The organism is Williamsia sp. MIQD14, from assembly GCF_051025635.1.
In the GTDB taxonomy this organism is placed as follows: Bacteria; Actinomycetota; Actinomycetes; order Mycobacteriales; family Mycobacteriaceae; genus Williamsia_A.
Genome location: NZ_JBPFDG010000001.1, coordinates 1,435,676 through 1,454,553, shown reverse-complemented (window position 1 = coordinate 1,454,553; position 18,878 = coordinate 1,435,676). Strand labels below are relative to the sequence as shown.

Here is an 18,878-nt window from a genome sequence, read left to right as displayed (position 1 = left end):
TGTCAGCGAGGAGGGCGCAGTGTCTCGAAGCTGAACGAATAGTTGTTGAGCGGCTGCGGGTCTCGCCCGTCGCAGTAGACCGCGGACGCAACGATGCCGGTGAAAGGGGCTGCACCGATCGTGCCGACCGGCGTTCGCACCGACTTCCCGGGGTCGATGCCGTCGATCAGTTTCGTGCCGCCGAAGGTGTTGGGGATGGAGTTGATGTAGGCGACGATGCCGGTGGCACGCTCGGTTCCCACGTTGCTGATGACCACGGAGATCTCGCCGCGGGTGGCCGGGTCGGTCGACACCTGGGGACGGGAGATGGTGACGTCGGGGGCGCCGGTCGGTGGGGGAGTCTGCTCCGGCGCCGCGCCGGAGCTCGGGGCGACGGCGAGCGACAGTGCGGCGACTGCGCTCGCGACTACTGCGATGCGGCGTGTTCTCATCGACGACCTCCTGGTGGAACGGATGCGTACCAATTGACTGCCATCATGCTTACCGGCGCGAAGGATGTCCAGTCCCCGATACGCAATCGCAACCTGGCCCACGTACGGCGGTCGTAAGGTTGCCGCCATGACCAGCAGAATCGACGTCATCGCCATCGACTGCCACGACATCCGACTCGTCGCCGACTTCTGGACCGCGGTCCTCGGATGGCAGGTCACCGAGGTCGAGGGCGACGACTACCTCAGCATCGGTCCGGCCGACGGGTCGACGCCGAGCATCGACTTCCTCCGCGTCCCCGAGGCCAAGACGATCAAGAACCGTCTCCACCTGGATCTTCGCGCCGACGGGATGTCCACCGCAGACGAGATCGCCCGGGTCGAGTCGCTCGGCGCCACGCGCGTCGACATCGGTCAGGACCCCTCGGTCACCTGGACCGTTCTGGCCGATCCCGAGGGCAACGAGTTCTGCATCCTCGGTCAGACGCGGCAGGAGACCCACTGAGGGACGTCTTCGGCAATGCGGACTCCTGCGTCGCGGCGCGTCTGGTACAGCTGTACGAGCACCCGCCGACAACAGGAGACCCATGCGCCGCTGGAGCCGCCCCCTCACCACCGTCCTCGCCACGGCCTGTGCCGCGGCCGCACTCCTGACGGGGGTCTCGTCGGCGTCGGCCGCACCGGCGCGCCCCGACCTGGTGGTGTCGCTACCCGAGCTGGGCCCCCGGAACTTCCCGGCGCAGGCTCCGTTCGTGATCCGGATCGCCAACCGTGGCACCGCCACCGCGACGAACATCGCGGTGGCGGTGTCCGGCATCCCGCCGACCGCGAGCGACGGCTTCACGATCGAGGCGATCCGCCCCGGTCAGACGATGACCGTGCACACCCGCAGCCTGCTGGGCCGCTTCTACATCGGCCAGTCGACGGTCACCGCGCGCGAGACCGAGAGAGACGCGAACCCGGCGAACAACTCGATCACCGGCTTCCGCTTCCTGATCGGCTGAGACGAGAACAGACGAGGCGATTCTTCCCGGTGAGCGGGAAGGATCGCCTCATCTGCCGGCGGTTCGTGGTCTACAGCGCCTTGAGTTCCTCGATGACCTGACCGACGGACTTCTTGGCGTCGCCGAAGAGCATCGACGTCCCCGACGCCCCGAACAGCGGGTTGTCGATACCGGCGTAGCCCGACGACATCGACCGCTTGAGCACGATCACCGATCGCGCCTCGTCGACGTTGAGGATCGGCATGCCGTGGATCGGCGAGCTGGGATCGTTGCGTGCCGCGGGGTTGGTGACGTCGTTGGCGCCGATGACGATCGCGACATCGGTACGGCTGAACTCGCCGTTGATGTCGTCCATCTCCTTCATCGCGTCGTACTCGACGTCGGCCTCGGCCAGCAGCACGTTCATGTGCCCGGGCATACGACCGGCCACCGGGTGGATCGCGTACTTGACCTCGACGCCCTTGCCCTCGAGCAGCGTCGCCATCTCCTTCACCGCGTGCTGCGCCTGGGCGACCGCGAGGCCGTACCCCGGGACGACGATGACCTGGTTGGCGTAGGCCATCTGGATCGCGGCGTCGGCGGCCGAGGTGGCCTTCACCGTGCCGCCGTCGCCGGCCGGACCGGCCGCGGCACCGTCGGCGCCACCACCGAACGAGCCGAAGACGATCGCGGGGATCGACCGGTTCATGGCCTTGGCCATGAGGTTGGTGAGGATGGAACCCGATGCGCCGACGATCATGCCCGCGACGATGAGTGCGGTGTTGTCGAGCGCGATACCCGCTGCGGCAGCGGACAAGCCGGTCATCGCGTTGAGCAGCGAGATGACGACGGGCATGTCGGCGCCACCGATGGGCAGCACCACGAACAGACCCATCACGCCGGCCGCGATGAGCAGACCGACGATCCACCAGACGCTGGCGCCGCCACCGCTGGTGGCCTGCACCCCGAGGAAGACCGCGATCGCGATCGATCCCACGAGCAGCACCATGTTCGCTAGCTGGAACAGCTTGGCGTTGCCGACGAAGAACTTCTCGACGCCCTTGGGCAGGATCTCCTGCAGCTTGGAGAACGCGATCAGCGAGCCCCAGAACGAGATCGAGCCGATGATCGCCGCGATGAGCGAGCCGACGACGAGCGGCGACGCGGGCTGCTTGTCACCGAACTCGGCGAAGCCGGAGGTCTCGATGAACTCCGACCAGGCGATGAGTGCGACGGTGCCACCACCGACACCGTTGAACAGCGCGACCAGCTGCGGCATCGCCGTCATCTTGGTCTTCAACGCGGGCGGGATGCCCAGTGCGACACCGATGATGAGGCCGACGGCGATGAGGATCCAGTTGATCGTCGGCACCTCGACGCGGCCGGGTCCCTCGTTCGCCCGGGCGCCCTCGTTCCACACGTAGAGCAGGGTCGCGGCGACGGCGATGCCCATGCCGACGGCGGCGATCCAGTTGCCGCGCACGGCGGTCTTCGGGCCGGTCAGGCCCGACAGGCCGTAGATGAACAGACCGAACGCGAGGATGTAGAGCGCGGTGACCGCGTACGAGACACCCTGGTTGGGCACATGGCCCGCGACGAACGACAGATCGACGGTCACTTCTCGACCTCCTTCTTGCCCTTGAACATCCCGAGCATGCGGTCGGTGACGGCGAAGCCGCCGATGACGTTGAGCGTGCCGAACACCAGCGCGACGAACGCGATGATGCGCACGCCCCAGTTCGCGTCGGCGGGCAGCGCGCCGAGCACGACGAGCGCGCCGAGCACGACGATGCCGTGGATGGCGTTGGTGCCCGACATGAGCGGGGTGTGCAGGGTGTTGGGCACCTTGGAGATGACGGCGAAGCCCACGAATCCGGCGAGCACCAGGATCGCGAGGTTGGCCAGGAGTCCGGTGTACATCAGGCGTCGCCTGCCTCTCGGGTCACGCACGACTTCTCGAGCACCTCATCGGAGAAATCCGGTGCTATCGAGCCGTTCTCGTCGAGCATCAGCTCGATGAGGGCGAGGAGATTCTTGGAGTAGAGCTCGCTGGCATGCTCGGGCATACCGGCGGGGAGGTTGAGCGGCGAGCAGATCGTCACGCCGTGCTTCACGACGTTCTCGCCCGGCTCGGTGAGTTCGCAGTTGCCGCCGGTCTCGCCGGCGAGGTCGACGATGACGCTGCCGGGCTTCATGCCCTCGACCGCGGCGGCGGTGACCAGTCGTGGGGCGGGACGGCCCGGGACGAGAGCGGTCGTGATGACCACGTCGAAGCCCTTGATCGCGTCCTCGAGCGCCTTCTGCTGCTGCGCGCGCTCGTCCTCGGTGAGCTCACGGGCGTAACCGCCCTCACCGGCAGCGTCGATGCCGAGGTCGAGCCACTGCGCACCGACGGACTTGACCTGCTCCGCCACCTCGGGGCGGACGTCGTAACCGGTGGTGCGGGCACCGAGCCGCTTGGCGGTCGCGAGTGCCTGCAGGCCCGCGACCCCGACGCCGAGGATCAGCGCGGTGGCCGGCTTCACCGTGCCGGCGGCGGTGGTCAGCATCGGGAAGTAGCGGGTCGACGTCGAGGCGGCGAGGATCACGGCCTTGTAGCCCGACACGTTGCCCTGCGAGCTGAGCGCGTCCATCGCCTGCGCGCGGCTGATGCGTGGGATGGCCTCGACGGCGAACGCCTGCACGCCCGCCGACTTCAGCGCACCGATCTGGTTCTCCTGGTTGCGCGGGGCGAGAAAGCCGATCAACGTCTGACCGGAGTGGAGCTTCGCGACCTCGTCGTCGGTCGGGGCGACGACCTTCACGACCAGATCCGCCGACCACGGGTCACCGATCGTGGCCCCGGCGTCGGTGTAGAGGGAGTCGGGGATGAGGGCACCGAGGCCCGCCCCCGATTCGACGATCACGTCGACCTTCTTGTTCACCAACGACGCGACCACCTTGGGTACCAGCGCGACGCGCCGTTCCCCCTCCGCGATCTCGCGCACGACACCGACGCTCATATACCCACCTGTCTCACACTGCTGCTGCACACGTGTTCACGACGGCGTCACGACGACACCGCGTGAGGCCGCGTCCGAGGGGTCACCGACGCAGGCACTTCGAAGAGCAATCGGTCACGATCGGCGACCGAAGGTTGAACGAAACATAGCACCGGACATCGACGGGCGACGTGCCCACCCGAGGGCACCTCAGATGACGACTGTCAGCGAAAACAGCTGTTCGAACCAAACGCTGTCAGATGGAAACAGCCGCGAGCACATCGCCGGTCGGCTGGGGCGATCCACCACGGGGCTCCATGGTCATGCCGACCGTCCGGGACTGATCGAGGCCGTGGACGATCACCGGCGTCGACGCCGACGCGTCGGTGATCAGGCCCGCCGACTTCGGCGCATGGGCGTTCCCGATGAGCCACAGCTGATAGGTCTGCGCGTTCGCCGGTACCGGTGCGCTGTCGAGCAACACCACCGCGGTGTCCATCGACCGCGACGAGGCGACCACGACGGTGCCGGGCATGCCGGTCAGCTGCGTGCGGTGCATCTCGGCGTCCTGCGCACTCATCACCGCGCGCAGTTGCTCCAGCTCGACCGAACCGGCCGCGACGGCGGGCGTGGACGGCTCCGGGGTCGACACCGACGACCGTCCGATGACGACACCACCGATGACGAGCAGAAGAGCCGCGGCGGCAGACGCCACCGACATCGCGAGTCGACGCCGACGGGTACGGCGCGCGCTCAGCTCGTCCGCAGCGTTCACGAGAGGCGGTTCGTCGACGGAGATGGCGGGGATGTCCTGCGACACCGGGCCGACGGGATCCGACGGCACCGACCGCAGCGGCCGCACCGCCCCGAGACGCTCCGACGCGACGGCGTCGAGCAGCGCCCGCCGCACCGCCACCGGCGGGATGACGGTGTGCTCGGCGGCCATGCGCGCGACGGCGTCGTGGGTGCGACGGATCTCGGTGACCGCGGCGATGCGGCGTTCTTCGTCGACCGCCGACAACGCGGCCTCGAACGACGCTCGCTCGCCGCGATCGAGCGCGTCGATCGCGTAGAGCTCGAGCAGGTCGTCGACGAGCTCGCGAGGATCTCGATCAGGCCTCATCGCTGGACTCCAGGCAGGACTTGAGTCGACGCAGTCCGTCCCGGATGCGCGACTTCACGGTGGGCAGTGCCGCCCCGAGCTTCTCGGCCACCTGCGGATAGCTCAGCCCGCCGTAGTACGACAGCTCGATGCTCTCCCGCTGGGTGTCGGTGAGGGTGCCCAGGCACGCGATGACCGCGCGACGGTCCTCGCGGGTCACCACCGATTCGACGACCTCGTCGACCTCGGTCATCGCGTTCGAGACCGTGTACTGCGTCCCCCGTCGCGATGACGCCTCCTCCGAGCGGACGCGATCGACCGCACGACGATGTCCGATCGTCAGCATCCAGGACACGACCGACCCCATGTCGGGCCGATAGTTCGAGGCATTCTGCCAGATCTGCAGGTAGACCTCCTGCAACGTCTCCTCGGCGTAACCGGGGTCGCGCAGCACCCGCAGGATCAGTCCGTACACCCGGGGACTCGTCGCGTCGTAGAGCGCCGCGAAGGCAGCCCGGTCGCGCGCAGCCGTCCGCTCCAACAGGTCTGCCAGCTCCGGCAGACGCGCGAGAGAACGGTCGGTCACAGGACCGACAGTAGCTTGTCTGATTCATCGCCCTACGCAATCGTGAGTACACGGTTGTGCCAGCCTGTGGCGCCACCCGGGATGGGGGGCGTGCGTTCCTCGGTCTGCAGTTGACCGGTCTTGTCGGTGGCCCGGCAGTACACGGTGTGCTGGCCCGGCGTCGCCTGCCAGCGGTACGACCACTGCCGCCAGGTGTCGATCGAGTACTCCTCGGTGAGGTCGGCGACCTCCCAGGGACCGTTGTCGATGCGGACCTCGACCTTCTCGATACCGCGGTGCTGGGCCCATGCGGTGCCCGCGAGGATCACCTCGCCGGCCGGAGAGCTGGAGAAGGGTTCGGGGCGATCGATGCGCGAGGCGGTCTTGATCGGTCCCTGCGCACCCCACCCGCGCTTGGTCCAGTAGGCCTCGGCCTTGTCGAATCGGGTGATCTCCCAGTCGACGACCCACTTGCAGGCCGAGACGAAGCCGTAGAGACCCGGCACCACCTGACGGACCGGGTAGCCGTGCTCGAGGGGCAGGGGCTGTCCGTTCATGGCGACGGCGAGGATCGCGTCGCGGCCGTCGGTGAGCGCCGAGATCGGGGTGCCCGAGGTCCAGCCGTCGACGCTGGTGGAGAACAACATGTCCGCGTCGCCCTTGACCCCGGCGCGCTCGAGGATGGACTTGATCGGGTAGCCGATCCAGGTGGCGTTGCCGGCGAGGATGCCACCGACCTGGTTCGAGACGCAGGTGAGGGTGATGACCTTCTCCTCGGCCTGCATCCCCATGAGGTCCTCCCACGTGAGGGTCATCTCGTTCTCGACCATGCCGTGGATGCGCAGCTGCCAGTCGCCGGTCTTCAGGTTCGGGACCTGCAGCGCGGTGTCGATGCGATAGAAGTCGGAGTTGCGCGTCACGAACGACGTCGCGCCGGGGACCTTGAGATCGGCGCCCGCGGGGATCGGCGCCGCCTTGGTGACCGGTGTCGGCAGCTTCAGCTTGCGGCGCTCGGCGATCGCGTCACCGGCCTCGGCGATCTTCTTGCCCGCGAACGCCACGGCACCGGCGACGACGGCCACCGTCACCGCCGAGGAGAAGAAGAGGCGTCGGGACAGACCGTTCTGCTCCGGCGCCGCGGCATTGGTCTTACCGAAGAAGCCGAGCAGTGCACGCAGGACGAGGATGCCGACGACCGCGGCGACGATCGACGGGATCGAATAGCTCGCGTCCGCGGTGGGGCGGGCCATCGCCGCGAACACCCCGAAGGCACCGAACAGCACGATGAGCACCGAGCCGATGGGGCGCGTACGCCGTTCGACGAGTCCTGCGACGACGGCCAGCACCGCGATGCCGACGGCCATGCCGGTCAGCAGGGCGATCTTGTCGCTCGTGCCGAACTGTCGGATCGCGAACTCACGGACGGGTGCGGGCGCGTTGTCGACGAGATAGGAGCCGACCGCGAAATACGGAGACGCATACGACGAGACCGCGACGGAGATGATCTCGCCGGCCGCCAGGGCGGACCCGACGGCCACGAGCCCGGCGAGGGCGCCGCGTGCGGTCTTCTCGAAGCGCATGTGATGCCTCTCGGTTGGAGATCGGTTGTGACGCAGGGCCGTACCGCGCCGAGCGGAAGGTCTGCCCTACCCGGCGAAATGCATGTGGCAAAGGTTCATATAGCTATTCGTCGCCGGTGGCGAGGCGGATGCCTGGCGGAGCCGACCTATTTGAGACGCCGTTACCGCGCCGTGACCGTCGCGATACGTATTGACGAATTCGAGACAGAAAGTTTTGGTCATGACCCATCCGCCCCGTCGTAGGGTCCGAATGGCAAGTGACCGACAACACCAAAAGATTGGATAGGCAATGGCCCTCAAGAGGACCCAACGATTCGCCGTAGCAGTTGCAAGCCTGGGCATGGCAGTCGGCCTGGTCGCCGGTTGCTCCAGCGACGACAGCTCCGACTCCGCATCGTCCAGCACCGCCGCCACCTCGACCGCCGCGTCGTCGGCCGCCGAGAGCTCGGCCGCCAGCGCCGATCCGGCCGCCGATCTCGTGGGCTCGGGCTGCGCCTCCTACGCCGAGGCCAACGCCAGCGGCCCCGGCTCGGTCGGTGGCATGGCATTGGACCCGGTTGCTACCGCAGCCTCGAACAACCCGCTGCTCAAGACCCTGACCCAGGCCGTCTCCGGACAGCTGAACCCCAAGGTCAACCTGGTCGACACCCTGAACAGCAGCCAGTTCACCGTCTTCGCGCCGGTCGACGATGCGTTCGCCAAGATCCCGGCGGCCACCATCGACACCCTGAAGACCGATGACGCCCTGCTGACCAAGATCCTGACCTACCACGTCATCCCGGGTCAGCTCTCGCCGCAGCAGATCGCCGGCACCCACAAGACCGTCGAGGGCCAGGACGTCACCGTCAACGGCAGCGGCAACGACCTCACCGTCGGCGCCGGTAACGCACCGGTCATCTGTGGTGGCGTCAAGACCGCCAACGCGACCGTGTACCTCATCGGCGACGTGCTCATGCCTCCGGCCTGATCATCTGATCACTGATGTACCAGCTGTGAACTGACGTCGGCGGGCCCTCGGGTCCGTCGACGTCACCCACGGACAACGGACCGAAGCCATCTGCCCCATGGCTTCGGTCCGTTTTCGTGTGTTCACCCCTCGACAGGCACCCCGGCGAAGGTCGTGGCGGGGGGCCGGGCGTCAGGCCCGACCGGCCGCGTGCCGACCCGCACGGCGGCCGAAGTACGAGCCCTCACCGAGTTGGGTGCCACTCGCGTAGCCCTTGCCGTCCTGGGCGATGTTGGCCGCACCCGCGCCCGCGGCGTAGAGCCCCACGATCGGGGTGCCCGCCTCGGTCAGCACCTCACCGTCGACGCTCGTCGCCAACCCGCCCATGGTGAAGCCGGCGTAGAGGGCCTTGCCCAGTGTGAGATCGAAGGCCGCCCAGGGGCCCTCGGTCTGCGGCGCCAACCACTCGGCGCGCTTGTGGAAGTCCGGGTCCTCACCCTGTGCGGCGTGCGTGTTGTAACGCTCCATCGTCGCGACGAGTCGCCCGGTCGGGATCTTCAGGGCGGCCTCCATCTCCTCGATGGTCTCCCACCCGTCGATGAACGAGATCAGCGGGAACGACGGCCGCTCCAGGTGCGCCTCGTCGACGATCAGGTAGGCCGCGGCGCCCGGCTGCTCCATCACGAACCCCGAGGTGCGCGAGTGATAGGAGTCCTCGGCCACGAAGCGGTCGCCGTTCGTGTTCACGATGAGACCGGTGATCAGCACCGACGGCGGGTACACCGGCGCGGTCACGAACGTCTGGTCCATGTGTTTGAGCGCAGCTCCGACCGACGCGCCGAGACGGATCCCCAGACCGTCGTCGAAGGTGTTGCCGAGCGTGTACGGCTTCTCGGCCAGCGACGGCACGAACTCGTCGACCATCGACTCGTTCATCACGAACCCGCCGGCGGCGATCACTACGCTGCGGGCCCGGATCGCCCCGGTCTCGCCGAGCCGTTTCCACGCGACACCGACCACGGCACCCGCATCGTCGACCACGAGGTGTCGGGCGCCGGTGTCGTAGCGGATCTCGACGTCGAGATCGGCCAGGCGCTTCACGAGCAGGTCGATGACCATGCCCGCGCCGCCGGTGTCACCGGGCACCGGGACCTTGTGTCCACGCGGGGCGGGGACGGCGAGATCGCAGAAGGGCCAGACCTTCTCGTTACCGGTGAACATGAGCCCCTCGGTACCGGGCTGGATCACGGCCTTCTTGTCGTAGAAGCTGCGCTCGAAGTGGAAGCCCAGGGCCTCGAGCCAGTCGAAGTGCTCGACGCTGTCGCGGCAGTAGGCGTGGATCTTGTCGGGTTCGGGATCGCGGCTGACCGCGGTGATGTACTTCTCCATCTCCTCGGCCGAGTCGTCGTGACCGGTCGCCTGCTGCACGGCGGTCCCGCCACCGAGATAGAAGTGGCCGCCCGCCAACGAGGTGGTGCCGCCGGCGACACCGGCGCGCTCGAGGAGGAGGACCGACGCACCGGCCGTGGCCGCCTCGACCGCGGCGCACCCACCCGAGATGCCGCACCCGACGACGAGGACGTCGACCTCGTCGGACCAGTCGGTGATGTCGGTGTGACGGATGACCTCGGGGAGTTCGGCGCGCACCACATGTCCTCTCGCTCGTGACCCGGCCGGTCGAACCGTCCGGTGACTTCACAGTAGCGAGATACTAGAACAGGTTCTAGTTTTTGCCCTCGGTCGAAGGCGGTCTCCAGTCGAGGTCCATCCAGTCGACGTCGACGCGACTCGCCGCACGCGCACCCCGCTCGTCACCGAGGGTGGCCGCGAGGACCTCCGCGGTCACCCCGCGGGCCCGGTCGGCGAGTTCGCCGAGATCGTCGTCGTACCGACACATCAGACCGAGCCGGACGCCGGTCACCTCACGCTCCTCTGACGTCACCGCGACCTCCAGCACCGGTCGCGCCAGCCGACGGCGGATCTCGATCATGATGACCCGACGCACCACGCGGTCGGTCACGACAACCGACGTGCGGTCGGTCGCCAACTCCGATCGCGAGTGCGACAACCTGCGCGCCGAGTCGATGACCTTGGCGGTCAGCCGCTCGACATCGGACGCCGGTGGGTCCAGTTCACGACCCGCCTCGACGATCCACTTCTCCGACCCCTGCTCGCTCACGTCCGTGACTGCCATGTGGTCTCCGATGTCGGTGGATCCGGCGTGCTCGGTGGATCGGTGGTGGTCGGTGGTCGGTGGTGCGGACGCCGCTGCGGTGGTTCGGTACCTGCCGGGGGATCGGGTCGGACCGGGGGACGGTCGCCGCCGGCCGGGTCCCCGCCGGGCCGCCACGGCGCCATCCGCTCGGCGAGCCGCGCCCGCGTCCGCTGCAGATGGCCGCGCACCGAGTTCGGTGTGATGTCGAGGACGCGTGCGATCTCCGGATGCGACAACCCCTCCATCTCCCGCAACCACCACGTGGCGCGCGAGAGATAGGGCAGTTCGGCGAGCTCGCGTTCGAGGGCGTCGCGTAGAGAGGTACCCATCGCGTCGTCCAGGGGTGTCGGTGACGAGGACGGGATGGCGGTCAGGAACTCGTCGTCGGCCGCCGTCTCGCTGCGACGGCGTCGGAGGTCGATGATCTTGCGGTGCGCGATCGAGAACACCCAGGTCCGGAAGCTGCTCTGGAAACCGAACCGCGGCAGACCCTTCCAGGCCGCCAGCAGCGCCTCCTGCACGACGTCCTCGGCGTTCCCGGCATCGGAGACCATGCGTCGCGCGTAGCGCAACAGCATGGGGAGGGTTCGCCGGACGAGTTCGTCGAAGGCGGCGCGGTCGCCGACCGCGGCGGCCCGCGCCAGGGTCTCGTCGGACTCCTCGGCGATGTCGGTCTCGGTGAGTTCGACGCCGGGGGTGTCGACACCGTCGAGATTGCCTGGGGCGGGATCGGCCGGAGCCACCGGATCCTCGGTCTGCACGTCTCTGGGCCTCTCGCCGAAGGTGTGGGCCACGTCACGTCTCACCCCGCGTGCAGAACCGGCGCGGCCACCGACTCAACCATTACACCGGAACGCACCCGCGTCCATGACAGGACGTTCGATCCGATCCGGTGCACGACGTTCGATCCAATCGAGTCCGGTCTGTCGAAAAGACCGCTCTCATGTGTTGACATGAAGGAGTGCAGATGACCACACCGTCCACCACCACGACCTCTTCGGCCGCAGCGAAGGTCTCCCCCGGCAAGGAGATCTCCGAGGGACACCGCGACCTCGTCGGCCAGCACGGCCGCACCACCATCGCCGACCAGGTCGTCTCGAAGATCGCCGGCATCGCCGCGCGTGAGATCGAGGGCGTCTACGACCTCGGCGGCCAGGCCGCCCGCATCGTCGGCCGCGTCCGCGAGGCCATCCCGGTCGGCGGCGGCCAGAGCATCACCCAGGGCATCTCGGTCGAGGTCGGCGAGAAGCAGGCCGCAGTCGACCTGGGCCTCGTCGCCAACTACGGCGTCGCGATCCACGATCTCGCCGCCGCAGTGCGCTCCAACGTCATCAACTCGATCGAGCAGATGACGAGCCTCGAGGTGACCGAGGTCAACATCGCCATCCACGACATCCACTTCGAGGACGACGAGACCACCGGCGAGACCGCGGAGCCCCGGGTCCAGTGAGTTCCGACGCCGAGGTCGCCGACGCGGTGGTCGCCGCCACCACGTCGGTGCCCGGCGTGACCGGCCTGAACGCGGGCCGGTTCGGCGAGGTGGCCACCTACGCGACCGGTCGTCGTATCACCGGTGTCCGCCTCCACGAGTTCAGCGGCGAGGTGCACATCGAGGTCGATCTGTCGCGCAACGTGATGGACACGGCCGAGGCCGTACGCGCTGCGGCCGAGAAGGCGTCCGGACGGACCATGACGGTCATCGTCGAGGACGTCACGGTCGCCGACCCGCCGCCCGGCGCACCCGCCGGAGACGATGTCGTCCCCGGCGTGCCCGACCCGGCGGAACCCACCGCGGCCGACGGTGATCGCTGACCCGATGCCTCCGCCCTCGGACTACGCCGCCCGACGTCGGGCCGTGATACGTCAGTACCACCCCGACGTCGGCGGCGATCCGCAGGCGCTGCACCGTGAACTGGCCCGTCTCGACCGGGAGTTCGGGCGCACGACCGGTGTCGACCCCGGCACCCCCCGGTCGGCCGGAACCGCCGCCCGCCCGTCGACGTCGCCCCGCCCCCGCGTCCGACCCACGTCGCGGATACGCCGCATCCGGCGCTCCACGGTCAGGACCATCGAGGCCGTGCGGGCCAGGCTCCCCCGCTCGGTCCCCGGCGCCAAGCGATACTTCGAGATCTGATCCGCCGGAACCGATTCGCCTCGGCGAGTCCAGCCGGCCCCGATCACCCACCATCCACCGTCACACCGACCCATCAGGGGAACCACATGAACAACAACGCGACCATCGGTCTCATCGTCGGCCTGCTGCTGGCCATCGCCGCCACCACCGGCGGATTCGGTGGCTTCATCCTCGCCGTCCTGCTCGGCGCGGTCGGTCTCGCCGTCGGCCTGCACCGCGACGGCACCATCGATCTCTCCGGGCTCCTGCGGAGCCGCAACCGTGGCTGACCCGACCACCGAGGCCGCCCCACGCGTCGCCGACGGCGGCGGTCCCGGCACCACCACGATCCACGATCGGGTCGGCGAGCAGATCGGCCGCGCGGCCGCGCTGTCCATCGAGGGCGTTCTGCGCCATCGCGGTTCACTCGGGATGTTCACCGGCGGTGAGCATCCGAAGGTCTCGATCGACATGTCGCGTCCGCACCCGGACGTCACGGTCGACATCGCCGTCCACTGGCCCACCCAGGTCACCGCCCTCTGCCAGGAGGTGCGGGCCCTGGTCCACACCGAGCTGGCGCGATTCACCGGCGTCACACCCCATCGGGTCGATGTCACGATCGCCGACGTGATCGTCGGCGAGACGAGCTCGGAGAGGAGAGTGCGATGACCACGCCCCAGTCGCAGGGCACGCCCGAGGCCGGCCCCGCTCCCCGTCTCAAGAAGATCGTCCCGCCGACCGCCACACCCGGTGCCGTCTGGCTGACGTCGCTGTTCGCCGTCGCGCTCATCGCCCTCGGCGGTGTCGCCATCCGTGACATCTGCGTCGACCAGAAGTGGATCAGCGGCTCCGGCTGGATCGCCGCGGCCTCGCGCTGGATCGGCGACCTGTCGTGGCAGGCCTGGTTCTGGGCCGTCGCGATCGCGCTCATCGTCGTCGGGTTGTTCTTCGTGTGGACCGCGATCCGGCCCCGGTCGAAGACGCACATCGCGCTCGACGGAGCCGGCACGGTCGACGGCTACTCGCCGAGCACGTGGACCCGGAAGGTCGACGTCGCCCGGCGCGCGAGTGCCGTGGCACGTCAGCACGCCGGTGTCACCCGGGCCGACAGCACCGTGAAGCGACGCAAGGTCGTCACACGCATCACCACCACCGACGAGGCACCCGCTGACACCGACGCGGTCCGTGCCGCCATCGCCGAGTCCATCGCGACGGTCCTGCCGAAGCACTCGGTGAAGGTCAAGACCGTCACGCTCAAGACCCCGAAGTCGCAGACGCCGCCCCCGGCGGCCGGTCGGCCGAGCCTGCCGGAACCGATCGTCGAGAGCGACACAGACGACGAGACGGGACCCACCGAGGCGTCCGGCTCCACCGTCTCGACCACCAAGGAGGTGCACTCGTGAACGTGTTGCCCGCCGGTGTGAACCGGCTCATCACGCTGCTCCTCGGACTGGTGTTCATCGCCGTCGGCGCGATCGCCATCGCGTGGCAGCTCAAGGTCGAGCAGGTCCGCGATCAGCTCGACAAGATCGACCTGTCATGGTTCGACCGCGCGCCCGACGAGAGCTGGTGGCTCTACGTCCTCATCGGGATCGCCGTGGGTGGCATCGTCATCGGACTGCTGCTGCTGTCGATGAACAGCCGCCCCCGCAAAACCGGGACGGTGATCCTCCCCGGCAGCGACGGGTCGGGCACCCTGGCGCTCAACCCGAGCAAGATCGCTCACGCCGTCGCCGATGATCTGGCACGACACCGGCTGATCACCTCGACGCGCTCACGGGCGATCGACGACCGCAAGCGGGTCATGCTCGAGATCACCGTCGAGGCCGAGTCGAACCGGGACTTCGCCGACGTCACCGAGATCGTCGGTCGGGCCGAACAGCAGATCGCCGCAGCCCTGCCGGGCAGCGAGGTCCGTCCGCGCTTCCTGGTCCACATGTCGACCCCGAAGAAGGTCACGCGCGTCGACTGAGCGCGGTGCGATCACACGCGAGGGGCCCGAGGCATCACGCCTCGGGCCCCTCGTCGTCGCCGCTGTCGTCGTCGCTGCCGAGAACTGCTAACGCCGCCCGAAACTGCGCAACCGCAGGCTGTTCGCCACCACGAACACCGACGAGAACGCCATCGCCGCCCCTGCGAACATCGGGTTGAGCAGTCCCGACGCGGCCAGCGGCAGGGCGGCCACGTTGTACCCGAACGCCCAGAACAGGTTCGCCCGGATCGTCGACAGGGTCCTGCGGGACAGCGTGATCGCGTCGACCGCGACACGCAGGTCACCCGACATGAGGGTCAGGTCGGACGCCTCGATGGCGACGTCGGTGCCGGTTCCCATGGACAGACCGAGATCGGCCTGGGCCAGGGCGGCCGCGTCGTTGACGCCGTCGCCGACCATCGCGACACGGGCACCGCCGGCCTGCAGGTCCCGCACGATCGACACCTTCTGCTCGGGTACGACACCGGCGTGGACCACGTCGATGCCGACCTGGGCCGCCACCGATCGCGCGGCGCCCTCGTTGTCACCGGTCAGCAGCACAGGCGTGAGACCGAGTTCCCGCAACCGGGTGATCGCCTCGGTGGCACCGGGTTTCACCTCGTCGGACACCACCACCGCGCCGCGGACGGCGTCGCCCCATCCGACCGCGATGGCGGTGGCACCGGCGCCCTCGGCCGCCTCGATCCGCGACCGCAGGTCGTCGTCGATGTCGCCGCCGGTCTCCTGCGCGACCCACGCGACACGTCCGGCGACGACCTCGACACCGTGCACACGGCCCCGCACGCCGTGACCGGCGACATTGTCGAAATCGCTTGCCTGCGTGAGGTTGCGGAAGCTCGTGCGCCCCGCCGCGGCGATGGCGCGCGCGATGGGGTGTTCGGAGAGGCTCTCGACCGACGCGGCGACCTCGAGAACCCGGTCGGCATCGGCACCGAGGGAGCCGACGACGTCGGTGACGGTCATGACCCCGGTGGTGACGGTGCCTGTCTTGTCGAGCACGATCGTGTCGACGCGTCCGGCGCGTTCGAGCACCTGGGGTCCCCGGATGAGGATGCCCATCTGCGCGCCGCGGCCGGTGCCGGCCATCAACGCGGTCGGCGTGGCCAACCCCAGGGCGCACGGGCACGCGATGATGAGCACGGCGACCGCGGCGGTGAACGCCGCCGACAGCCCGCCCCCGGCGAGGAGCCATGCGGCGAAGGTGACGACGGCCAGGGCGAGGACCACCGGCACGAACCACGCCGAGATGGCGTCGGCGAGACGCGCGATGGCGGCCTTGCCGTTCTGCGCATCCTCCACCAACCGCGCGATCTGCGCGATCTGGGTGTCGGCACCGACGGTGGTGGCCCGGACGGTGATGCTGCCCGAGGTGTTGACGGTCGCGCCGACCACCCTGGCGCCCGGACCGACATCGACGGGAACCGATTCACCGGTGATCACCGACGCGTCGATCGCCGACGTCCCCGACACGACCTCACCGTCGGTCGCGATCTTCTCCCCGGGTCGCACGACGAAGCGGTCACCGACGACGAGATCCGCGGTGTCGACGGTCTTCTCGACCGGTCCGTCGGGCCCGTCGACGAGGATCGTCGCCTGTTTCGCGCCGAGTTCGGCGAGGGAACGCATCGCGGCGCCGGCCTGCCGTGTCGAACGGGCCTCGAGGAAACGCCCCGCCAACAGGAACGTCGTGACGCCCGCGGCGACCTCGAGGTAGATGTTCGCCGAGGCGTCACCGCGTTCGAGGGTGAACGAGAAGCCGTGGCGCATACCGGTCATGCCGGCCGAACCGAAGAAGAGGGCGTAGAGCGACCACCCGAACGCGGCGAGGATGCCGATCGACACGAGGGTGTCCATCGTGGTGGCGCCGTGGCGCGCGTTGGTCCACGTGGCGCGGTGGAACGGCCAGGCGCCCCACACCACGACCGGCGCGGCCAGGGTGAGCGAGAGCCACTGCCAGTTGTCGAACTGGATCGCCGGGATCATCGCCAACGCGACCACCGGGATGCTCAGCGCCGCACTGATGATCAGCCGCTGCCGCAGAGCCGCGGCGTCCCCGCCGTGGTCCATGTGATCGGCGTGATCACCGCCGTGCTCGTCCTCGGTGTCGTCGTGGCGGGCGTGCGGAGGTCGTCGTGTCGACGCCGAATAGCCGGCGGCGGCAACGACACCGGTGAGATCGGACGTGCTGACCGATTCCGGATGATGCACCTGTGCGGTCTCGGTCGCGAAGTTCACCGTCGCGTGTACGCCGTCGACCTTGTTGAGTTTGCGTTCGATGCGCGAGGCGCAGGAGGCACAGGTCATGCCTGAGATGTCGAAGACGGCCACCGAACGATCGTCGGTGTCGGCGACCGTCTCGCCGGGGGCGGTCACGATGCGACCAGCTCGTACCCGGCCTCGGTCACCGCCGCGGCGATCGCCGCGTCGTCGATCGGTCCGGAACCGCGCACCGTCACCGCGCCCGAGGCCAGGTCGACGGCGACCTCGCTCACGCCGGGCACCTCGGAGACCTCCTCGGTCACCGAGGCAACGCAGTGTTCGCAGGTCATCCCGCGCACGGTGTAGGTCGTGGTCGTGTCGTCGTTCATGATGTCTCCCTTCGGGACGTGGCTGGTACTCAGGACGTGGCTCGTACTCAGGACTTGACGAGGCGGGTGATGGCGTCCATCGCCTCACGCACCTTCACCTGGCCGAGGTCGTCGCTCTCCTGAGCGGCGTTGATCACGCAGTGGTTCATGTGTTCTTCGAGCAGACCGAGGCTGACCGCCTGCAGCGCCTTCGTCATCGCGGTGACCTGAGTCAGGATGTCGATGCAGTAGGCCTCCTCGTCGACCATCCGCTGCAGTCCGCGTGCCTGGCCCTCGATCCTGCGCAGACGCTTGAGGTAGTCGTCCTTGCGCTGGATGTAGCCGTGCTGTGCACCGTCCATACCGCGATCCCTTTCACCGGCGTGATACCCCCATCAGGTATACACCCGAAGGGTTGGTTACGGTACCCCCCTACCGTATGCGGCAGAGCAGCGGGAGCGAGCGACGCTGCGTGCGCCGGTCAGCGGTCGGTGCGACCCTCGGGTCGGGAGCGTTCGAGGCGCACGGCCTCGGCGAGACGCGACAGCGCCGCCACGACCTCGTCGAGCGCATCGGCCACCGACGGGCCGGCGGGGACGTCGCGGTGGGCATCGACGTCCGGGGTGGTCCGGACGGCGCGACTGCGCAGGTTGGGGATGTCCCCGGTCGGGTGGTCGCCCGTCGGGATGTCGCCACTGGGGAAGGGCCGTCCGGGGGCGTCGCCCGACGGCGCCGCGGGGCGGGGCGCCTCGAGGCGAGGCGGGTCGAACAGGGGATCTGCGGGCGCCGGCGGCTCGGGGTGGGCGAAACGGGCGACGGTGGTGGTCGAGCCGTGGCCGTTGGTGTCGGCGCGGATGTCGGGGCCGGAGGTGTCGAGACCGGGGGCGTTCGGGCCGCCGACGTGGCGACGCCCTCCACCGACCGACGGTGCGTGGCCGTTGACGGGGGCGAACCAGTGGTCGCCGCCGTGACCCTCGAACAACATGCACCGGCCCGGCGCGGAGCACGGGTTGCGGTCGATGAGGGACTGGGCGTGCTGGTCGCGGTCGTTCCACTCGAGCCAGAGCCGGCGGTCGAAGCGCGGCACGACCTCGGCGTCGGTCGCATGATCGCCGCGGTGGCCGATGCTGAGGCGACACCCCAGCACCCAGCCGGTGTCGGTGGTGTCACCGAGTGCCGAGCGCTCCGCGCCGGTACAGATCACCGTCGACCAACATCCATCGTGCATTGCCGCTACCCCCAGACCCACATCACCGCGGCTCGCCTGTTCTGGGCCGCGAACGGACACCGGAGCAGGGCGCCACCACGGTCCCCTGCCGCACAGACTAGTGCGAACAGACCACATCCGGGGCCGTCGGTGTCGCATTCGTTCGACGGCCGGTCGAAAGATCAATCGATCGGCTGA

Annotated in this window: 24 protein-coding genes; 10 read left to right on the top strand and 14 right to left on the bottom strand. The window is 68.8% G+C overall.

Translation table 11 applies throughout. From position 1 onward, the window contains the following. Positions 1-2: 2 nt before the first annotated feature. Complete coding sequence (locus ACQ7HM_RS06440) at positions 3-431, bottom strand: hypothetical protein (RefSeq protein WP_434215376.1); 429 nt, start codon at positions 429-431, stop codon at positions 3-5. A gap of 127 nt (positions 432-558) precedes the next feature. Between ACQ7HM_RS06440 and ACQ7HM_RS06435 the strand changes: the two genes are divergently transcribed. Together ACQ7HM_RS06435 and ACQ7HM_RS06430 are read left to right on the top strand one after the other, a co-directional pair. Further along, positions 559-933 carry a VOC family protein gene (locus ACQ7HM_RS06435; protein ID WP_434215375.1) on the top strand — a complete coding sequence of 125 codons (375 nt, stop codon included), beginning with the start codon at positions 559-561 and terminating at the stop codon, positions 931-933. Between the two features lie 82 nt (positions 934-1,015). After that, on the top strand, positions 1,016-1,432 hold the full coding sequence (locus ACQ7HM_RS06430) for a hypothetical protein (RefSeq protein WP_434215374.1): 417 nt from the start codon (positions 1,016-1,018) through the stop codon (positions 1,430-1,432). 70 nt (positions 1,433-1,502) lie between these two features. On the opposite strand, the gene ACQ7HM_RS06425 is transcribed toward ACQ7HM_RS06430, so the two are convergent. The 6 genes from ACQ7HM_RS06425 to ACQ7HM_RS06400 form a co-directional block, all read right to left on the bottom strand. Then, positions 1,503-3,029 carry an NAD(P)(+) transhydrogenase (Re/Si-specific) subunit beta gene (locus tag ACQ7HM_RS06425; protein WP_434215373.1) on the bottom strand — a complete coding sequence of 509 codons (1,527 nt, stop codon included), beginning with the start codon at positions 3,027-3,029 and terminating at the stop codon, positions 1,503-1,505. Then, entirely contained in the window at positions 3,026-3,331 is a 306-nt protein-coding gene (locus tag ACQ7HM_RS06420) for an NAD(P) transhydrogenase subunit alpha (protein WP_055784778.1), read from the bottom strand. The genes ACQ7HM_RS06425 and ACQ7HM_RS06420 overlap by 4 nt, the downstream gene beginning before the upstream one ends. Next, positions 3,331-4,413 carry a Re/Si-specific NAD(P)(+) transhydrogenase subunit alpha gene (locus tag ACQ7HM_RS06415; RefSeq protein WP_434215372.1) on the bottom strand — a complete coding sequence of 361 codons (1,083 nt, stop codon included), beginning with the start codon at positions 4,411-4,413 and terminating at the stop codon, positions 3,331-3,333. Before ACQ7HM_RS06415 ends, ACQ7HM_RS06420 begins: the two co-directional genes overlap by 1 nt. 235 nt (positions 4,414-4,648) lie before the next feature. After that, positions 4,649-5,515: an anti-sigma factor domain-containing protein gene (locus ACQ7HM_RS06410; protein WP_434215371.1), complete on the bottom strand. Its 867-nt coding sequence runs from the start codon at positions 5,513-5,515 to the stop codon at positions 4,649-4,651. Beyond that, on the bottom strand, positions 5,505-6,080 hold the full coding sequence (gene sigK / locus ACQ7HM_RS06405) for an ECF RNA polymerase sigma factor SigK (protein ID WP_434215370.1): 576 nt from the start codon (positions 6,078-6,080) through the stop codon (positions 5,505-5,507). Before sigK ends, ACQ7HM_RS06410 begins: the two co-directional genes overlap by 11 nt. A 32-nt stretch (positions 6,081-6,112) precedes the next feature. Then, the gene (locus ACQ7HM_RS06400; protein WP_434215369.1) at positions 6,113-7,639 is read right to left on the bottom strand and encodes a molybdopterin-dependent oxidoreductase; all 1,527 of its coding nucleotides are present in this window, start codon (positions 7,637-7,639) and stop codon (positions 6,113-6,115) included. A 289-nt stretch (positions 7,640-7,928) separates the two neighbouring features. Between ACQ7HM_RS06400 and ACQ7HM_RS06395 the strand changes: the two genes are divergently transcribed. Further along, positions 7,929-8,606 (top strand): fasciclin domain-containing protein, encoded by a 678-nt coding sequence (locus ACQ7HM_RS06395; RefSeq protein WP_434215368.1) that lies wholly within the window; start codon positions 7,929-7,931, stop codon positions 8,604-8,606. Between the two features lie 171 nt (positions 8,607-8,777). On the opposite strand, the gene ACQ7HM_RS06390 is transcribed toward ACQ7HM_RS06395, so the two are convergent. From ACQ7HM_RS06390 to ACQ7HM_RS06380, 3 genes are all read right to left on the bottom strand, one after another. Next, positions 8,778-10,232, bottom strand: coding sequence for an FAD-binding protein (locus tag ACQ7HM_RS06390; RefSeq protein WP_434215367.1), 1,455 nt, complete (start codon positions 10,230-10,232; stop codon positions 8,778-8,780). A gap of 76 nt (positions 10,233-10,308) precedes the next feature. Next, positions 10,309-10,779, bottom strand: coding sequence for a hypothetical protein (locus ACQ7HM_RS06385; RefSeq protein WP_434215366.1), 471 nt, complete (start codon positions 10,777-10,779; stop codon positions 10,309-10,311). Beyond that, entirely contained in the window at positions 10,761-11,561 is an 801-nt protein-coding gene (locus tag ACQ7HM_RS06380) for an RNA polymerase sigma factor (RefSeq protein ID WP_434215365.1), read from the bottom strand. Before ACQ7HM_RS06380 ends, ACQ7HM_RS06385 begins: the two co-directional genes overlap by 19 nt. Positions 11,562-11,767: 206 nt before the next feature. On the opposite strand from ACQ7HM_RS06380, the gene ACQ7HM_RS06375 reads away from it, so the two are divergent. From ACQ7HM_RS06375 to ACQ7HM_RS06345, 7 genes are all read left to right on the top strand, one after another. Then, positions 11,768-12,250 carry an Asp23/Gls24 family envelope stress response protein gene (locus ACQ7HM_RS06375; protein ID WP_434215364.1) on the top strand — a complete coding sequence of 161 codons (483 nt, stop codon included), beginning with the start codon at positions 11,768-11,770 and terminating at the stop codon, positions 12,248-12,250. After that, entirely contained in the window at positions 12,247-12,612 is a 366-nt protein-coding gene (locus ACQ7HM_RS06370; protein ID WP_434215363.1) for a hypothetical protein, read from the top strand. Before ACQ7HM_RS06375 ends, ACQ7HM_RS06370 begins: the two co-directional genes overlap by 4 nt. Before the next feature lie 4 nt (positions 12,613-12,616). Then, positions 12,617-12,934, top strand: coding sequence for a hypothetical protein (locus tag ACQ7HM_RS06365; protein ID WP_434215362.1), 318 nt, complete (start codon positions 12,617-12,619; stop codon positions 12,932-12,934). Positions 12,935-13,020: 86 nt separating this feature from the next. After that, a complete protein-coding gene (locus tag ACQ7HM_RS06360; RefSeq protein WP_434215361.1) occupies positions 13,021-13,203 on the top strand; it encodes a DUF2273 domain-containing protein in 183 nt (60 codons plus the stop codon). Beyond that, on the top strand, positions 13,196-13,582 hold the full coding sequence (locus tag ACQ7HM_RS06355) for an Asp23/Gls24 family envelope stress response protein (protein WP_434215360.1): 387 nt from the start codon (positions 13,196-13,198) through the stop codon (positions 13,580-13,582). Before ACQ7HM_RS06360 ends, ACQ7HM_RS06355 begins: the two co-directional genes overlap by 8 nt. Then, a complete protein-coding gene (locus ACQ7HM_RS06350) occupies positions 13,579-14,316 on the top strand; it encodes a DUF6286 domain-containing protein (protein WP_434215359.1) in 738 nt (245 codons plus the stop codon). Before ACQ7HM_RS06355 ends, ACQ7HM_RS06350 begins: the two co-directional genes overlap by 4 nt. Beyond that, complete coding sequence (locus tag ACQ7HM_RS06345) at positions 14,313-14,885, top strand: hypothetical protein (protein ID WP_434215358.1); 573 nt, start codon at positions 14,313-14,315, stop codon at positions 14,883-14,885. The genes ACQ7HM_RS06350 and ACQ7HM_RS06345 overlap by 4 nt, the downstream gene beginning before the upstream one ends. Positions 14,886-14,972: 87 nt before the next feature. Here ACQ7HM_RS06345 and ACQ7HM_RS06340 read toward each other — a convergent pair whose 3' ends face one another. From ACQ7HM_RS06340 to ACQ7HM_RS06325, 4 genes are all read right to left on the bottom strand, one after another. Further along, the gene (locus tag ACQ7HM_RS06340) at positions 14,973-17,279 is read right to left on the bottom strand and encodes a heavy metal translocating P-type ATPase (protein WP_434215357.1); all 2,307 of its coding nucleotides are present in this window, start codon (positions 17,277-17,279) and stop codon (positions 14,973-14,975) included. Continuing rightward, positions 17,276-17,494, bottom strand: coding sequence for a heavy-metal-associated domain-containing protein (locus tag ACQ7HM_RS06335; protein ID WP_434215356.1), 219 nt, complete (start codon positions 17,492-17,494; stop codon positions 17,276-17,278). Before ACQ7HM_RS06335 ends, ACQ7HM_RS06340 begins: the two co-directional genes overlap by 4 nt. Before the next feature lie 47 nt (positions 17,495-17,541). Continuing rightward, positions 17,542-17,835 carry a metal-sensitive transcriptional regulator gene (locus ACQ7HM_RS06330; RefSeq protein WP_045821124.1) on the bottom strand — a complete coding sequence of 98 codons (294 nt, stop codon included), beginning with the start codon at positions 17,833-17,835 and terminating at the stop codon, positions 17,542-17,544. A 119-nt stretch (positions 17,836-17,954) separates the two neighbouring features. Then, positions 17,955-18,701 (bottom strand): hypothetical protein, encoded by a 747-nt coding sequence (locus ACQ7HM_RS06325; protein WP_434215355.1) that lies wholly within the window; start codon positions 18,699-18,701, stop codon positions 17,955-17,957. Positions 18,702-18,878 lie beyond the last annotated feature (177 nt).

Excerpts from the sequence above, each read along its gene's own strand:
- ACQ7HM_RS06440 (WP_434215376.1), bottom strand. The coding sequence starts at position 431 with ATGAGAACACGCCGCATCGCAGTAGTCGCGAGCGCAGTCGCCGCACTG.
- ACQ7HM_RS06435 (WP_434215375.1), top strand. The coding sequence starts at position 559 with ATGACCAGCAGAATCGACGTCATCGCCATCGACTGCCACGACATCCGA.
- ACQ7HM_RS06430 (WP_434215374.1), top strand. The coding sequence starts at position 1,016 with ATGCGCCGCTGGAGCCGCCCCCTCACCACCGTCCTCGCCACGGCCTGT.
- ACQ7HM_RS06420 (WP_055784778.1), bottom strand. The coding sequence starts at position 3,331 with ATGTACACCGGACTCCTGGCCAACCTCGCGATCCTGGTGCTCGCCGGA.
- ACQ7HM_RS06415 (WP_434215372.1), bottom strand. The coding sequence starts at position 4,413 with ATGAGCGTCGGTGTCGTGCGCGAGATCGCGGAGGGGGAACGGCGCGTC.
- ACQ7HM_RS06410 (WP_434215371.1), bottom strand. The coding sequence starts at position 5,515 with ATGAGGCCTGATCGAGATCCTCGCGAGCTCGTCGACGACCTGCTCGAG.
- ACQ7HM_RS06400 (WP_434215369.1), bottom strand. The coding sequence starts at position 7,639 with ATGCGCTTCGAGAAGACCGCACGCGGCGCCCTCGCCGGGCTCGTGGCC.
- ACQ7HM_RS06395 (WP_434215368.1), top strand. The coding sequence starts at position 7,929 with ATGGCCCTCAAGAGGACCCAACGATTCGCCGTAGCAGTTGCAAGCCTG.
- ACQ7HM_RS06385 (WP_434215366.1), bottom strand. The coding sequence starts at position 10,779 with ATGGCAGTCACGGACGTGAGCGAGCAGGGGTCGGAGAAGTGGATCGTC.
- ACQ7HM_RS06375 (WP_434215364.1), top strand. The coding sequence starts at position 11,768 with ATGACCACACCGTCCACCACCACGACCTCTTCGGCCGCAGCGAAGGTC.
- ACQ7HM_RS06365 (WP_434215362.1), top strand. The coding sequence starts at position 12,617 with ATGCCTCCGCCCTCGGACTACGCCGCCCGACGTCGGGCCGTGATACGT.
- ACQ7HM_RS06360 (WP_434215361.1), top strand. The coding sequence starts at position 13,021 with ATGAACAACAACGCGACCATCGGTCTCATCGTCGGCCTGCTGCTGGCC.
- ACQ7HM_RS06350 (WP_434215359.1), top strand. The coding sequence starts at position 13,579 with ATGACCACGCCCCAGTCGCAGGGCACGCCCGAGGCCGGCCCCGCTCCC.
- ACQ7HM_RS06335 (WP_434215356.1), bottom strand. The coding sequence starts at position 17,494 with ATGAACGACGACACGACCACGACCTACACCGTGCGCGGGATGACCTGC.
- ACQ7HM_RS06330 (WP_045821124.1), bottom strand. The coding sequence starts at position 17,835 with ATGGACGGTGCACAGCACGGCTACATCCAGCGCAAGGACGACTACCTC.
- ACQ7HM_RS06325 (WP_434215355.1), bottom strand. The coding sequence starts at position 18,701 with ATGCACGATGGATGTTGGTCGACGGTGATCTGTACCGGCGCGGAGCGC.